The organism is Type-C symbiont of Plautia stali, from assembly GCF_059730935.1.
Genome location: NZ_AP035923.1, coordinates 3,078,061 through 3,092,287, shown reverse-complemented (window position 1 = coordinate 3,092,287; position 14,227 = coordinate 3,078,061). Strand labels below are relative to the sequence as shown.

General features: G+C 59.8%; 13 protein-coding genes. 6 read left to right on the top strand and 7 right to left on the bottom strand.

Going from position 1 to position 14,227, the window contains the following annotated elements:
- The first annotated feature begins 12 nt into the window (after window positions 1-12).
- Together thiL and pgpA are read left to right on the top strand one after the other, a co-directional pair.
- A complete protein-coding gene (gene thiL, locus AC6I7J_RS14685) occupies window positions 13-990 on the top strand; it encodes a thiamine-phosphate kinase (RefSeq protein WP_021507164.1) in 978 nt (325 codons plus the stop codon).
- Entirely contained in the window at window positions 977-1,468 is a 492-nt protein-coding gene (pgpA, locus tag AC6I7J_RS14680) for a phosphatidylglycerophosphatase A (RefSeq protein WP_021507165.1), read from the top strand. The genes thiL and pgpA overlap by 14 nt, the downstream gene beginning before the upstream one ends.
- A gap of 126 nt (window positions 1,469-1,594) precedes the next feature.
- Here the strand turns inward: pgpA and AC6I7J_RS14675 are convergent, their stop codons facing one another.
- The 4 genes from AC6I7J_RS14675 to xseB all read right to left on the bottom strand — a co-directional run bounded on the left by AC6I7J_RS14675 (window position 1,595) and on the right by xseB (window position 5,663).
- Window positions 1,595-2,569, bottom strand: a complete 975-nt coding sequence (locus AC6I7J_RS14675) for an aldo/keto reductase (protein WP_498006036.1) — start codon at window positions 2,567-2,569, stop codon at window positions 1,595-1,597.
- Window positions 2,570-2,636: 67 nt separating this feature from the next.
- Window positions 2,637-4,502, bottom strand: a complete 1,866-nt coding sequence (gene dxs, locus AC6I7J_RS14670; protein ID WP_498006034.1) for a 1-deoxy-D-xylulose-5-phosphate synthase — start codon at window positions 4,500-4,502, stop codon at window positions 2,637-2,639.
- A gap of 19 nt (window positions 4,503-4,521) precedes the next feature.
- Window positions 4,522-5,421 (bottom strand): (2E,6E)-farnesyl diphosphate synthase, encoded by a 900-nt coding sequence (gene ispA / locus AC6I7J_RS14665; protein ID WP_021507168.1) that lies wholly within the window; start codon window positions 5,419-5,421, stop codon window positions 4,522-4,524.
- A complete protein-coding gene (gene xseB / locus AC6I7J_RS14660; RefSeq protein WP_498006032.1) occupies window positions 5,421-5,663 on the bottom strand; it encodes an exodeoxyribonuclease VII small subunit in 243 nt (80 codons plus the stop codon). The genes ispA and xseB overlap by 1 nt, the downstream gene beginning before the upstream one ends.
- Window positions 5,664-5,897: 234 nt before the next feature.
- Between xseB and thiI the strand changes: the two genes are divergently transcribed.
- Window positions 5,898-7,346 carry a tRNA uracil 4-sulfurtransferase ThiI gene (thiI, locus tag AC6I7J_RS14655; RefSeq protein ID WP_021507170.1) on the top strand — a complete coding sequence of 483 codons (1,449 nt, stop codon included), beginning with the start codon at window positions 5,898-5,900 and terminating at the stop codon, window positions 7,344-7,346.
- Between the two features lie 140 nt (window positions 7,347-7,486).
- Here thiI and yajL read toward each other — a convergent pair whose 3' ends face one another.
- A complete protein-coding gene (yajL, locus tag AC6I7J_RS14650) occupies window positions 7,487-8,098 on the bottom strand; it encodes a protein deglycase YajL (RefSeq protein ID WP_058781215.1) in 612 nt (203 codons plus the stop codon).
- Window positions 8,052-8,972, bottom strand: a complete 921-nt coding sequence (gene panE, locus AC6I7J_RS14645; protein ID WP_058757963.1) for a 2-dehydropantoate 2-reductase — start codon at window positions 8,970-8,972, stop codon at window positions 8,052-8,054. Before panE ends, yajL begins: the two co-directional genes overlap by 47 nt.
- Before the next feature lie 127 nt (window positions 8,973-9,099).
- On the opposite strand from panE, the gene AC6I7J_RS14640 reads away from it, so the two are divergent.
- Entirely contained in the window at window positions 9,100-9,591 is a 492-nt protein-coding gene (locus tag AC6I7J_RS14640) for a YajQ family cyclic di-GMP-binding protein (RefSeq protein WP_021507173.1), read from the top strand.
- Here the strand turns inward: AC6I7J_RS14640 and AC6I7J_RS14635 are convergent.
- On the bottom strand, window positions 9,588-11,354 hold the full coding sequence (locus tag AC6I7J_RS14635; RefSeq protein WP_159377437.1) for a sigma-54-dependent Fis family transcriptional regulator: 1,767 nt from the start codon (window positions 11,352-11,354) through the stop codon (window positions 9,588-9,590). The genes AC6I7J_RS14640 and AC6I7J_RS14635 overlap by 4 nt on opposite strands.
- A gap of 262 nt (window positions 11,355-11,616) precedes the next feature.
- Between AC6I7J_RS14635 and exaC the strand changes: the two genes are divergently transcribed.
- On the top strand, window positions 11,617-13,137 hold the full coding sequence (gene exaC, locus AC6I7J_RS14630) for an acetaldehyde dehydrogenase ExaC (RefSeq protein ID WP_278427376.1): 1,521 nt from the start codon (window positions 11,617-11,619) through the stop codon (window positions 13,135-13,137).
- A 36-nt stretch (window positions 13,138-13,173) separates the two neighbouring features.
- Entirely contained in the window at window positions 13,174-14,208 is a 1,035-nt protein-coding gene (gene adhP / locus AC6I7J_RS14625; RefSeq protein WP_182688979.1) for an alcohol dehydrogenase AdhP, read from the top strand.
- Window positions 14,209-14,227 lie beyond the last annotated feature (19 nt).

Sequence of the window (14,227 nt, the reverse complement as noted above, 5' to 3'; positions counted from 1 at the left end):
GAGACCTGACTTATGTCCTGTGGTGAATTCGAACTGATCGCACGTTATTTTAACCGCGTCACCAGCTCCCGCCGCGATGTGGAGAAGGGAATTGGTGACGACTGCGCGTTACTTAACGTGCCGGAAAAACAGACGCTGGCCATCAGCACCGATACGCTGGTGGCGGGCGTGCATTTCTTACGTGATATCCATCCGGCCGATCTCGGCTACAAAGCGCTGGCGGTTAACCTGAGCGACCTGGCGGCGATGGGCGCCGATCCGGCATGGTTAACGCTGGCGTTAACCCTGCCCGAAGTGGATGAGCCGTGGCTGGCGGCGTTCAGCGACAGCCTGTTTGAGCTGCTGGATTATTACGATATGCAGCTGATCGGCGGCGATACCACGCGCGGGCCGCTCAGCCTGACGCTGGGCATTCATGGCCTGGTGCCGGCCGGCCGTGCGCTGAAGCGCGCCGGGGCCAAACCGGGTGACTGGATTTTTGTCACCGGCACGCTGGGCGACAGCGCTGCTGGTCTGTCGCTGCTGCAGCACCATCATCGCCTCAACGATCCGGCGGTGCATGAAGTGCTGATCAAGCGCCATCTGCGCCCGATGCCGCGCGTGCTGCAGGGCCAGGCGCTGCGCAATCTGGCGACATCAGCCATCGATCTGTCCGATGGCCTGATCTCCGATCTCGGCCACATTCTCACCGCCAGCCGCGTCGGTGCCCGCATCAATCTGGATGCGCTGCCGCTGTCGGCTGCGTTGCGCGATCACTTCGAGCCGGAACAGGTGCTGCGCTGGGCGCTGAGCGGGGGTGAGGATTATGAGCTGTGCTTTACCGTGCCGGAAGTCAATCGTGGTGCGCTGGATGTGGCGCTGGGGCATCTTGGCGTGGCGTATACCTGCATCGGCCAGATCGCGCCGGAAGCAGAAGGGCTGACGCTGCTGGAGAACGGCAAGCCGCGCAGTTTCCATCACAAGGGATTTGATCACTTTGACGCTAAATAAAGATGTGGCCAAAAGCCGTCTGCGCATGGCCAATCCGTGGCACCTGCTGGCGACCGGTTTTGGCAGCGGCCTGAGCCCGATTATGCCCGGCACCGCCGGTTCAATTGCCGCTATTCCCTTCTGGTGGCTGATGACGCTGCTGCCGCTGCAGTTGTATTCGCTGCTGGTGCTGATTGGCATCAGCGTGGGTGTCTACCTGTGTCACCGCACCGCGCGTGATATGGGTGTGCACGACCATGGCAGCATCGTGTGGGATGAGTTCATCGGCATGTGGATTACGCTGATGGCGATACCGGCGATGAGCTGGCAATGGGTGCTGGCCGGCTTTGTGATTTTCCGTATTTTCGACATGTGGAAGCCGTGGCCGATTCGCTGGTTCGACCGTAACGTGCACGGCGGCATGGGCATTATGGTCGATGACATTATCGCCGGGGTCATTTCAGCGGCGATTTTGTATGGGTTGGGACTGGTGCTTTAATGTGCCAGGTGCGCATGAATGCGCACCCTACAGAAAGCGTTGCCATGAATGCGTAGCCCACAGCAGGTCGCCATGCATGCGCTGCCTGTGACATCAGGTCGTCCTGAAGGCGACCTGACTGGACCGTTACTCGAATCCCACCACCGGATGCGGTTGATAGACGCTCTCCAGCTCGGCGATATCGGTTGAACTCAGCTCCACGTCCACGGCTTTCACCAGTTCGGCAAACTGCTGCTCGCGCGAGGCACCAATAATCGGCGCGGTAACCACCGGCTTATGCAGCAGCCACGCCAGCGCCACCTGCGCGCGCGTTACGCCTTTGTCCGCAGCCACCGTTGCCAGCCGTTGCGCAATGGCCGCGTCATTTTCTTCGGTGCCGGTATAGAGTTTTTCCATCACGTTATCCGACACCGAACGCGCAGTGGTTTCTCCCCACGGACGCGTTAGCTTACCGCGCGCCAGCGGGCTCCACGGCAGCACCGCGATGCCTTCGCGCTGGCACAGCGGATGCATCTCTTTCTCTTCTTCGCGCTGAATCAGGTTGTACTGATCCTGCATACTGACAAAACGCGCCCAGCCATGCTGCTGCTGTAACTGCAGCGCCTGCGCAAACTGTGTGGCATGCATCGAAGAAGCCCCGATGTAACGCGCTTTGCCTGACCGCACTACCTGATCGAGCGCTTCCAGCGTCTCTTCAATCGGCGTGGCGTAATCCCAGCGATGAATCTGCAGCAGATCGACATACTCCATGCCAAGCCGCGTCAGGCTGTCATCAATCGACTGCAGAATATTGGTGCGCGACAGCCCCTGCGACAGGTTGCTCAGCGGAAAGTAGACTTTGGTCGCCACCACCACCCGATCGCGCTGCGCGTAATCTTTGAGCGCGCGGCCGAGGATCTCCTCACTGCTGCCGTCGGAGTAGCTGTTAGCGGTGTCGAAGAAGTTAATGCCCGCGTCCAGCGCCTGCTTAATCAGCGGTCGGCTGCTCTCTTCCGGCAGCGTCCAGGCGTGGTTACCGCGCAGCGGATCGCCATAGGTCATACAGCCTAAACAGAGACGTGAAACCTGCAGATCGGTCTGGCCTAAACAAACGGTTTTCATGAAGGGCTCCTGCTCTTATGCGTGGGGTTTTACCCTCAAGCATAGCAGCAGGAGCGGGGAAGGGCGGTTACTGCGCCAGCCAGGCGGCGATTTGCTGCTGGATGCCTGCGGCGTCCAGCTGATAATCCTGACGCACTTCTTCCTGCGTCCCCTGCGGAATGAACTCATCCGGCAGGCCGAGGTTAAGCACCGGCACGCGCAGGCGTTTCGCCATCACGTATTCATTGACGCCGCTGCCGGCACCGCCTTTGATCGCGCCTTCTTCCAGCGTAACCAGTGCGTCGTGGCTGGCCGCCAGCTCGCTAATCAGGGCTTCATCCAGCGGCTTAACAAAGCGCATGTCGACCAGCGTGGCGTTGAGCGCGTCGGCGGCGGCCTGCGCTTCCGGCAGCAGAGTACCAAAGTTGAGGATGGCCAGCTGCTCGCCGCGACGCCGGATGACCCCTTTGCCAAGCGGCAGGCTGGCCAGCGGTTCCAGCGTGGCGCCGGTGCCGGTGCCGCGCGGATAGCGCACCGCGCTCGGGCCATCCTGATAGTGGTAGCCAGTGTAAAGCATCTGCCGGCACTCGTTTTCATCGCTTGGCGTCATGATCACCATACCCGGCACGCAGCGCAGATAGGCGATATCAAACGCCCCCTGGTGCGTCTGGCCGTCGGCACCCACGATACCGCCGCGATCGATAGCAAACAGTACCGGCAATTGCTGAATTGCCACGTCGTGAATCACCTGGTCGTAGGCGCGCTGCAGGAAGGTGGAGTAAATCGCCACCACCGGCTTATAACCGCCGATGGCCATGCCTGCGGCAAACGTCACCGCATGCTGCTCGGCGATCGCCACGTCAAAATACTGCTGCGGATAATCACGCGAGTAGCTCACCATGCCGGAGCCTTCGCGCATGGCCGGCGTCACCGCCATCAGCCGCGCATCGTCGGCGGCCATCTCGCTCAGCCAGTTACCAAAGATTTTCGAGTAGCTCGGCAGGCCCGGCGCGCTTTTCGGCAGCGAGCCGCTGGCCGGATCGAATTTCGGCACCGCGTGCCAGGTTATCGGATCCTCTTCCGCCGGCGCGTAGCCCTTGCCCTTTTTGGTCATGATGTGCAGGAACTGCGGCCCTTTCAGATCGCGCATATTCTTCAGCGTGCTAACCAGCGTCAGCACATCGTGACCGTCGACCGGACCGATATAGTTAAAGCCCAGCTCCTCAAACAGCGTGCCCGGCACCACCATGCCTTTCAGGTGCTCTTCGGTGCGCTTCACCAGCTCTTTGATCGGCGGCAGGCCGCCCAGCACGCGCTTGCCGCCTTCGCGCAGGCGTGAATAAGTTTTCCCCGAGAGAATCTGCGCCAGGCGATTGTTCAGCGCGCCCACGTTCTCAGAGATCGACATCTCATTGTCGTTGAGGATCACCAGCATGTCCGGCTTGATATCACCGGCGTGGTTCATGGCTTCAAACGCCATGCCCGCGGTAATCGCGCCGTCGCCAATAATACAGGCGGTGCGGCGACCTTTGCCTTCGCGTTCGGCGGCCACGGCCATGCCGAGACCGGCGCTGATGGACGTCGACGAGTGGCCCACGCTCAGCACGTCATATTCGCTTTCGCCGCGCCACGGGAACGGGTGCAGGCCATTTTTCTGGCGGATAGTGCCGATACGGTCGCGGCGGCCGGTCAGAATCTTGTGCGGATAGGCCTGATGGCCGACGTCCCACACCAGATGATCAAACGGGGTGTTGTACACATAATGCAACGCGACGGTCAGCTCGACGACGCCCAGACCCGAAGCAAAGTGGCCGGACGAGCGGCTCACGCTGTCCAGCAGATACTGACGCAGCTCGTCGCACAGGTCCGGAAGTTTTTCTTTAGACAGTAAACGTAATTCCTGAACCGTGCCTGCTAACGCCAGTGTCGGGTATTTTGCAATATCAAAACTCATCAGAGACTCATTATATAAGTTATTTATCGCGTTCAATTATAAAGCTGGCCAGCGCCTGCAGAGCGGACGTGTCATACGACTGTGCCGCCAGCACCTCCAGCGCGCCCAGTGCTTCGCGATAGAGATCCTGCGCTTTGGCCCGCGCGTTATCCAGTCCCAGCAGCGCCGGGTAAGTGCTTTTCCCCAGCGCCTGATCGGCTCCCTGGGTTTTGCCCAGAACGGCGGTATCGCCGACCACATCGAGGATGTCATCCTGCACCTGAAACGCCAGTCCGATGGCGTTGGCGTAGATATCCAGCTGCGGCAGCGCATCGCGGCCCGCTGCACCCGCAGTGAGGGCGCCGAGACGCACGGCGGCGCGGATCAGCGCGCCGGTTTTGTGGCGATGGATCTGCTCCAGCTGGTTCAGGTCCACGGATTGGCCTTCGGCGGCTAAATCCAGCGCCTGGCCACCGCACATCCCGGCCACGCCGCTGGCCTGCGCCAGTTCGGAAATCATGGCAATGCGATCCTGCGGGCTTACGCCGGGCATCGGCTGGTCCGCAAGAATGGTAAACGCCAGGGTTTGCAGGGCATCGCCGGCCAGAATCGCCGTGTCTTCACCATATTTGATATGGCAGGTTGGCTGCCCGCGACGTAACGCATCGTCGTCCATCGCCGGCAGGTCATCATGAATCAATGAGTAAGCGTGAATGCACTCCACCGCTGCGGCGGGGGCATCCAGGCTGGCCGCCTCGGCGCGCAGCATCTCGCCAGTGGCATACACCAGAAACGGGCGCAGGCGCTTACCGCCTAATAGTGCCCCATATTGCATGGCGTTCACCAGAGGAGAACTCTGAAAAGGAAGTGGATCTATTAAGCGCGTCAACGCCTGGTTCACGCGCTCATGGTAGGCGCGCTGCAGTTGCACGAAATCCATTACTCATTTTCCGGCGTGAAAGGGGCGAGCGGGGCGTCTTTGTCGTCGCTCAGCAGAATCTGCACGCGCTGTTCCGCCGCCTGCAGGGTTTGCTGGCCGCTGCGTGCCAGCTGTACGCCGCGCTCGAATTCATTCAGCGCCTCTTCCAGCGGCAGTTCGCCACTTTCCAGACGGCTGACAATCTGTTGCAGCTGCTGCAGTGCGTTTTCAAAACTCACGGGCGCTTCGGCTTTTTTCGGCATAATCAGTGTCGACTCACAGGTTGGGACATTATGTTGCAATCGGTCATGGTAGCCGACGGGCATTGATTAGCAAAATAATCAATGCGGCGAAGGTTGCTTACAGCAGTCACCCGACAAAGGTGATATACTTGCGCGCCTCGGATGCGGTGGCTGATGCCAACCCGCAATTATATGATTTTACCAGCTAAGTGTTGATGATTTTAGCACTTATTTGCCCAACGAAGCTGTGTCGCCATGAAGTTTATCATCAAGCTCTTCCCTGAAATCACCATCAAAAGTCAGTCGGTGCGCCTGCGCTTTATCAAAATTCTGACCGGTAATATCCGTAATACCCTGCGCACCCTCGACGAAGAGATCGCCGTGGTGCGCCACTGGGATCACATCGAAGTGCGCGCGAAGAAGGAAGCGCTGCGTGCCACCGTCACGGAAGAGCTGACGCGCATTCCCGGTATCCACCATGTGCTGGCGGTCGAAGACCGCGCCTATACCGACATGCACGATATCTTCGAGCAGACGCTGGCGCTCAACCGCGAGCGGCTGGAAGGCAAGAGCTTCTGCGTGCGCGTGAAGCGTCGCGGCAAGCACAGCTTTAGCTCGCAGGATGTGGAGCGCTACGTCGGCGGCGGTCTCAATCAGCACATTGAAAGCGCGCGCGTGCAGCTGAATCACCCGGATGTGACGGTGAATCTGGAGATTGAAGACGATCGTCTGCTGCTGATTACCGGCCGCTATGAAGGCCTGGGCGGCTTCCCGATCGGCACCCAGGAAGATGTGCTGTCGCTGATTTCCGGCGGCTTTGACTCCGGCGTCTCCAGCTATATGCTGATGCGCCGCGGCTGTCGCGTGCACTACTGCTTCTTTAACCTTGGTGGCGCGGCGCATGAAATCGGCGTGCGTCAGGTGGCGCACTATCTGTGGCAGCGTTTTGGCCGTTCACATCGCGTGCGTTTTGTCGCCATCAATTTTGAGCCGGTGGTGGGCGAGATTCTGGAAAAAGTTGATGACGGCCAGATGGGCGTGGTGCTGAAGCGCATGATGGTGCGTGCGGCGTCGATGGTGGCTGAGCGTTACGGCGTGCAGGCGCTGGTGACCGGTGAGGCGCTGGGCCAGGTCTCCAGCCAGACGCTGACTAACCTGCGTTTGATTGATAACGCGTCCGACACGCTGATTCTGCGCCCGCTGATCTCGCACGATAAAGAGCACATCATCAATATTGCGCGTCAGATCGGCACCGAAGACTTTGCCCGCACCATGCCGGAGTACTGCGGCGTGATTTCGAAAAGCCCCACGGTGAAGGCGGTGAAGGCGAAGATCGAAGCCGAAGAGCAGAACTTCGATTTCGACATTCTGCAGCGCGTGGTGCAGGAAGCCAGCAACGTCGATATCCGTGAAATCGCGGAGCAGACGGAAGAAGAAGTGGTGGAAGTGGAAACCGTGGCGTCATTCAGCGGCAACGATGTGGTGCTGGATATCCGTTCAATTGATGAGCAGGACGACAAGCCGCTGGCGCTGACCGGCGTGGAAGTGAAATCGCTGCCGTTCTATAAGCTGAGCACCCAGTTCGGCGATCTCGATCAGAGCAGAACCTGGTTGCTGTACTGCGATCGCGGCGTGATGAGCCGGTTGCAGGCGTTGTATCTGCATGAGCAGGGCTTTAAGAACGTGAAGGTGTACCGTCCGTAACCGCGGGGGTGTTAAGCCTGGCGCGCCTGATTTCGGGTGCATGGGCAAAACCCGGTGCGCAGGAATGCGCACCCTGTAATCACCGCGACGAATAAAACTGTGCACTGATCCCGTGGGGTCGCCATTGATGGCGACCTTTTTTACGCGCGCTCTTCAAATTCCTGATAATTATAAATCCCTGCCGCCAGCACCAGCTGTGATGCGACTTCACGCGCTTGCTCTTTATCCACCAGCAGATCAATCAGCTTCAGGGCAAAATCGATCGCCGTGCCCGGCCCCTGGCTGGTCAGCAGATTAACGCGCGGATCCCACACCACGCGGCGCTCCATCCATTTCTCTTCCGGAATGGTGTGCTTCAGGCCGGGAAAACCGGTCATGTTGCCCACCGGAAACAGGTCATGCGGCACCAGTACCGTGCCCGGCGCGGCACAGATCGCCGCGACAATTTTTCCTGACAGATGACACTGGCGTACCGTCTCCACCAGCAGCGGGCTGTCGCGGAAGGTTTCAGCGCCTTTGAGGCCGCCCGGCAGGACGATGGCGGCAAAATCGTTATCCGCCACTTCCACCAGCGGTGCGTCAGCCAGCAGGCGTACGCCGCGGGAGCAGACAATCTCGCGCGTGCCGTCGCTCTCCACGCTGGCGGTGGTCACCTTCAGGCCGGCGCGGACCAGCAGGTCAATGGTGGTGACCGCTTCGGTCTCTTCACTGCCATGGGCCAGGCAAACCAGCACTGATGCGTTCGCGCTCATATTGGGACTCCTTGCGTTTAATCAGGTCGTACAGGCGGGTGTTTTCCGGCAGTGCAATCCCCTGCGCACGGGCGCGACGCAGCAGGTAGCCGGTAATGTAATCAATTTCAGTCTGACGCTGCGCACGCACATCCTGCAGCATTGAGGAGACGTTGGCGGCGGTGCTGTCGATGACGTCGTAAATAATGTCGCGCAGGTTATCCAGCGCGATGTGCTGGCCCTCGCGCTCCATCACCCAGGCCAGCTCCTCGCACAGCCGGTTAATCTGCTCCGGCCAGGCGCGCAGCGCGCCGTTCTGGCAGTCGTGCTCAACCGTCAGCGTGTTGATCACGCAATTAACTGCCAGCTTGCGCCAGCTGGCGGACGCGATGTTATCGTGCCACGCTACGTCCGGCAGTGCCTGATGCAGAATATCGGCGATATCGCTCAGCGCCGCGCTTTCGCGGCTGGCAGGCCCAATGTGGGTGATGCCCTGCGCGACATGTTTAATCACCGTGCCGTCGCGCATCGCCGCGTGCGTGGTGATGCCGCGCAGCAGCGGCTGCTGCACTTCTTTGAGCTCTTCGATCGTACCCATGCCGTTGTGCAGCAGCAGGATCGGCGCGTGGCGCGGCAGCACGCTTTGCAGGTTTTTCACCGCAGGTGAAACCTGTGGCGCTTTCAGTGTCACCAGTAGCAGCTGGCTTTCGGCCAGAAACAGCGGATCGTTAGCGATGAAGGTGTGATTGCTGACGTGGCCCTGCGGATCGACCACGTTGACCGAACAGTACGGCTGCGGTACGCGCAGCCAGCCCTGAACGTCATGTCCCTGGCGTGCAAGGGCCGCGAGCCAGATTTGCCCCAGGGCGCCGCAACCCAACACGGTAATTTTCATTATGCCTCCCGCTGGCGGGTGGGTGAATGGGTGTCACACCCTTAATTATAGCTTTCCGCGTCGCGTGTTTTATTAGCGCGACAAGACGCGTATTATGCATGTCACTTTAGTATCAGGAGAAGAAAAGATGCCATCTTTCGATATCGTTTCCGAAGTCGAACTGCCGGAAGTGCGTAATGCGGTGGAGAATGCCAACCGTGAGATCTCAACCCGTTTCGATTTTCGCAACGTGAGCGCCAGCTTTGAGCTCAACGAAAAGAATGAGACCATCAAAGTCACCAGCGAATCGGATTTTCAGGTGAAGCAGCTGGTGGATATTCTGCGTGAAAAGTTGCTGAAGCGCGGCATTGAAGGCGCGGCGATTGAAGTACCGGAAGAGATTGTGCACAGCGGTAAAAGCTGGAGCGTTGAAGCGAAGCTGAAAAAAGGCATCGAAAGCGATGTCGCGAAGAAAATCGTTAAGCTGATCAAAGACAGCAAACTGAAAGTGCAGACGCAGATTCAGGGTGAAGAGCTGCGCGTCACCGGTAAATCCCGCGACGATCTGCAGGGTGCGATGGCGCTGGTGCGCGGTGGCAACCTGGGTCAGCCGTTCCAGTTCAAAAACTTCCGCGATTAATCCCCTCTGTCGCGCGCCGCACGACGATACAGCGTGCTGCGCGCGACCCCCAGCGCCTGCGCCGCTTTACTGATATTGCCGTCATAGCGCTGCAGCGTTTCACTGATCAGCTGTTCATCGTGGCGTTCGCGCAGCGGCGGTGCCGGCGGGCGGCGATACTCTGCCGGCAAGTGACTTTCCGTCAGCGTTTCGCCCTCATCGGCGAGCGCCAGCAGCACGCGCAGCAGACTGCGTAGCTGGCGCACATTGCCTGGCCATGGCTGCTGCGCCAGCGCCGTCAGCAGCGCCGGAGACAGCTGTACGCCACGCTGCGCGGCTCCCAGTTCCTGCCATAAATCGCGGATAAACCCGGCGACGTTCGGCCAGGCGCGCAGTGGCGGAAGGGTCAGCGCAAACTCCTGCAGACGATAGAGCAAATCCTCACGAAATTCGCCTGCGGCCACGCGCTGGGCCAGATCGCGATGCGTGGCGCAAATTACGGCAAAATTCACCGGCCAGCTGCGACTGGAGCCGAGTGGCGCCACCTCTTTTTCCTGCAGCACGCGCAGCAAACGGGTCTGCAGCGTCAGCGGCATGTCACCGATTTCATCCAGAAACAGCACGCCGCCATCCGCTTCGCGAATTTTGCCGATGTAGCCATTTTTACTGGCGCCGGTAAATGCGCCGGGCTGGTAGCCAAACAGTTCAGATTCAATCAGCGCTTCGGGGATGGCGGCACAGTTGATGGCGACAAACTTGCCCGTGCGCCAGCGGCTTTGCTGGTGCAGCGCGCGGCTGACATACTCCTTGCCGCTGCCGGTTTCACCATAAATGCACAGCGAAACGCCGGCATCCAGCAAGCGCAGCATTTTTGCGCCGTCAGCTCCCAGCACGCGCGGCAGATCATGCGTGCGACTGTCCGGCACGCTGACGTGGCTGCGCTGCGGCGCGCGCAGGCGGAACCAGTAGCGCTGCGTGCCAATGTCGACCGCGGCGGGAACGCTGTTGGCCTGCTGCTGCAGTTGCGGAAACAGCTGCTGAAACGTCAGGCTGGCAAAGCGATCGGCGCTGAGAGCCAGTTCGCGCATCGCCAGCCGGTTAGCTGCGGTCAGCACATTGTCAGAAAACACCAGCAGCAGTTCATCACTGGTGTCGATGCCCTGCGGCTGCGGATGCAGACTAAGCAGCCACTGCTGCGGATGCAGGCTCTGCTTCACCCACAGGTACTCGATCTGCTTTGCCGCTGCTTTCACCCGGTTCAGGGTATGCGGATGCGGAAAGTGTGCCGGACCCGAGATATCCAGCACGCCGGCTATCTGGCCGTTGGGCATCTGCAACGGCATTGCGGCGCAGTACAGACCCTGGTTGCGCGTCAGGAAATGCTGCTGGCCATCAATTTCACAGCCGTCATCAATCGCCAGCGCGGTGCCAATTGCATTGGTGCCGCGTCCGCATTCACTCCACAAATTACCGGGTGCCAGGGCAAAGCGCTGGGCTTTCTCCAGCGCCTGCATATCGCCAAAGGTGTTCAGCACCAGCCCGCTGGCATCGGACAGGATCACCACCGACTGCGTCTCCGCCATCTGCTGCGCCAGCTGGCGGATGACCGGCTGCGCAAACTGCTGCAGCCCGGCGTTGCTGGCCAGCACATCGGCCAGCTCGCCCTGACGCACGCGCGGGAAATCGTCGGCGCTGCGCTCTAATCCATACAGCTGGCTGCGGAACCAGGAGTCGCTTAACAGCGGGTTAGCGTGCACGGCAGACGCGGCTGAATTTCCCTGCATGAGTGACCTCAGAACGGCGTGTAAGTGTTGCAACATTGTAGCGTTAGGGTTTCTGCACTGTTGCGATACGCAACACAGATACCGCGTTTGTCCTGGAGGACTGACAGGTTTGCTGGCGGGGCATGATTTTATTTAATTGATAAATAATGCATTTATTGCTTTTGCGCCTGATGAGAAAAAACTGGCACGCGTGCTGCAATCACCAACACAGGCAGTTGCGCTGCCTGTTCAGACCCTCTGACCTGATAATAAGGAGTTTGCGATGCGTTATGCACATCCCGGCACGCCCGGCGCGCTGGTCTCTTTCCAGGCGACCTACGGCAACTATATCGCCGGCAACTTCACCGAGCCGCTGAGCGGCCAGTACTTTATGAACACCTCGCCGGTAGACGGCAGCGATATCGCTCAGTTCCCGCGCTCCGACGCGCGCGACATTGATCTGGCGCTGGATGCGGCGCATCAGGCCGCCGATGAGTGGGGCAAAACCAGCGTACAGCAGCGCGCCAACCTGCTGCTGCAGGTGGCCGATCGCATGGAAGCCAGTCTTGAGAAGCTGGCGGTAGCGGAGAGCTGGGATAACGGTAAACCGATTCGCGAGACGCTCAACGCCGATCTGCCGCTGGCGGTCGACCATTTTCGCTACTTTGCCGGCTGCCTGCGCGCGCAGGAGGGCAGCACCGCCGAGATCGACGAAACCACGGTGGCCTATCACTTCCACGAGCCGCTCGGCGTGGTCGGACAGATCATCCCGTGGAATTTCCCGCTGCTCATGGCGGCGTGGAAGCTGGCACCGGCGCTGGCCGCCGGTAACTGCGTGGTGCTGAAACCGGCTGAGCAGACGCCGCTTGGTATTACGCTGCTGATGGAGCTGATTGGCGATCTGTTCCCACCGGGCGTGCTGAATGTGGTGCAGGGCTTTGGCCGCGAAGCCGGCGAAGCGCTGGCCACCAGCAAGCGCATCGCTAAAATTGCCTTTACCGGATCCACGCCGGTCGGGCGGCATATCATGGCCTGTGCGGCGGAGAACATCATTCCCTGCACCGTCGAGCTGGGCGGCAAATCACCCAACATCTACTTCGCGGATGTGATGTCGGGCGAAGAGGCGTTCATCGAGAAAGCGGTCGAGGGGCTGGTGCTGGGCTTCTTTAATCAGGGCGAAGTCTGTACCTGTCCATCGCGTGCGTTAATTCATGAATCGATCTACCAGCCCTTTATGGAGCGGGTGCTGGCCAAGGTTGCCACCATTCGCCGTGGCGATCCGCTCGATACCGACACCATGATCGGGGCTCAGGCTTCCCGCCAGCAATTCGACAAAATCCTGTCCTATATCAACATCGCCCGTGAAGAAGGCGGTCAGATTCTGACAGGGGGCGAGCGTGCGCATATCGCCGCGGAGCTGGATAACGGATTCTACATCCAGCCCACCCTGATCAAGGGCAGCAACCAGATGCGCTGTTTCCAGGAGGAGATTTTTGGGCCAGTGATTGGCGTCACCACATTCCACGATGAGGCAGAGGCGCTCGCGATCGCCAATGAAACCCAGTTTGGTCTGGGCGCGGGCGTGTGGACGCGCGATACCAATCTGGCGTATCGCATGGGCCGCGGCATTAAAGCCGGTCGCGTCTGGACCAACTGCTATCACATCTATCCCGCCCATGCGGCATTCGGTGGCTACAAGCAGTCGGGCGTCGGGCGTGAAACCCACAAAATGGCGCTCAGCGCCTATCAGCAAACCAAAAATCTGCTGGTCAGCTATGGCACAGCGCCACTGGGGCTGTTCTGAGTCTGCATCCGTTCAAATGGAGAGTGAAAGATGAATATGCAAATCAAAACCACCATGAAAGCCGCGATTGTGAAGGCGTTTGGTGAACCGCTGGTGATTGAGCAGGTGCCGGTGCCGTCCGTTGGGCCAGGACAGATTCTGGTGAAAATCGCCGCCACCGGCGTGTGCCACACCGACCTGCACGCTGCCGAAGGCGACTGGCCGATCAAGCCCAATCCGCCGTTTATTCCCGGCCATGAAGGCGTCGGGCAGGTGGTAGCCGTCGGCGAGGGCGTCAAACATCTCAAACTGGGCGATCGCGTCGGGGTACCGTGGCTCTACTCGGCGTGTGGCCACTGCGAGCACTGCCTCGACAGCTGGGAAACGCTGTGTCTGTCGCAGCAGAATGCCGGCTATTCGGTCAACGGCAGCTTTGCCGAGTACTGCCTGGCGGATGCCAACTACGTCGGCATCATTCCGGATAACGTTGAGTTTAATGAAGTGGCACCGATTCTGTGTGCCGGCGTGACGGTCTACAAAGGCCTGAAGATGACGGATACCAAACCGGGTGACTGGGTGGTGGTTTCCGGCATCGGCGGCCTGGGACACATGGCTATTCAGTATGCGGTGGCGATGGGGCTTAACGTGGCGGCGGTCGACATCGACGATGATAAGCTGGCGTTTGCCAAACGGCTCGGTGCCAGCGTGGTTGCCAATGCGAAGCAGGTCGATCCGGCGAAGGTGTTTCAGGAGAGCTTTGGTGGTGCGCACGGCGTGCTGGTGACGGCGGTCTCGCCAAAAGCGTTTGAACAGGCGATTGGCACGCTGCGTCGCGGCGGCACCATGGTGCTTAACGGCCTGCCGCCGGGGAAATTCGATCTCTCGATCTTCGACATGGTGCTGGATGGCATTACGGTGCGCGGCTCAATTGTCGGCACGCGTAAAGATCTGCAGGAGGCGCTGGATTTTGCCGGTCGCCATAAGGTGAAAGCGAATGTCGCGGTTGAGCCGCTGACTAACATCAACGATATCTTTGCGCGCATGCACGCCGGCAAAATTGAAGGGCGTATTGTGGTGGATATGTCGCTGTAACGTCGCTGAGCGGACCGCG

Excerpts from the sequence above, each read along its gene's own strand:
- thiL (WP_021507164.1), top strand. The coding sequence starts at position 13 with ATGTCCTGTGGTGAATTCGAACTGATCGCACGTTATTTTAACCGCGTC.
- AC6I7J_RS14675 (WP_498006036.1), bottom strand. The coding sequence starts at position 2,569 with ATGAAAACCGTTTGTTTAGGCCAGACCGATCTGCAGGTTTCACGTCTC.
- dxs (WP_498006034.1), bottom strand. The coding sequence starts at position 4,502 with ATGAGTTTTGATATTGCAAAATACCCGACACTGGCGTTAGCAGGCACG.
- ispA (WP_021507168.1), bottom strand. The coding sequence starts at position 5,421 with ATGGATTTCGTGCAACTGCAGCGCGCCTACCATGAGCGCGTGAACCAG.
- xseB (WP_498006032.1), bottom strand. The coding sequence starts at position 5,663 with ATGCCGAAAAAAGCCGAAGCGCCCGTGAGTTTTGAAAACGCACTGCAG.
- thiI (WP_021507170.1), top strand. The coding sequence starts at position 5,898 with ATGAAGTTTATCATCAAGCTCTTCCCTGAAATCACCATCAAAAGTCAG.
- yajL (WP_058781215.1), bottom strand. The coding sequence starts at position 8,098 with ATGAGCGCGAACGCATCAGTGCTGGTTTGCCTGGCCCATGGCAGTGAA.
- panE (WP_058757963.1), bottom strand. The coding sequence starts at position 8,972 with ATGAAAATTACCGTGTTGGGTTGCGGCGCCCTGGGGCAAATCTGGCTC.
- AC6I7J_RS14640 (WP_021507173.1), top strand. The coding sequence starts at position 9,100 with ATGCCATCTTTCGATATCGTTTCCGAAGTCGAACTGCCGGAAGTGCGT.
- AC6I7J_RS14635 (WP_159377437.1), bottom strand. The coding sequence starts at position 11,354 with ATGCAGGGAAATTCAGCCGCGTCTGCCGTGCACGCTAACCCGCTGTTA.
- exaC (WP_278427376.1), top strand. The coding sequence starts at position 11,617 with ATGCGTTATGCACATCCCGGCACGCCCGGCGCGCTGGTCTCTTTCCAG.
- adhP (WP_182688979.1), top strand. The coding sequence starts at position 13,174 with ATGCAAATCAAAACCACCATGAAAGCCGCGATTGTGAAGGCGTTTGGT.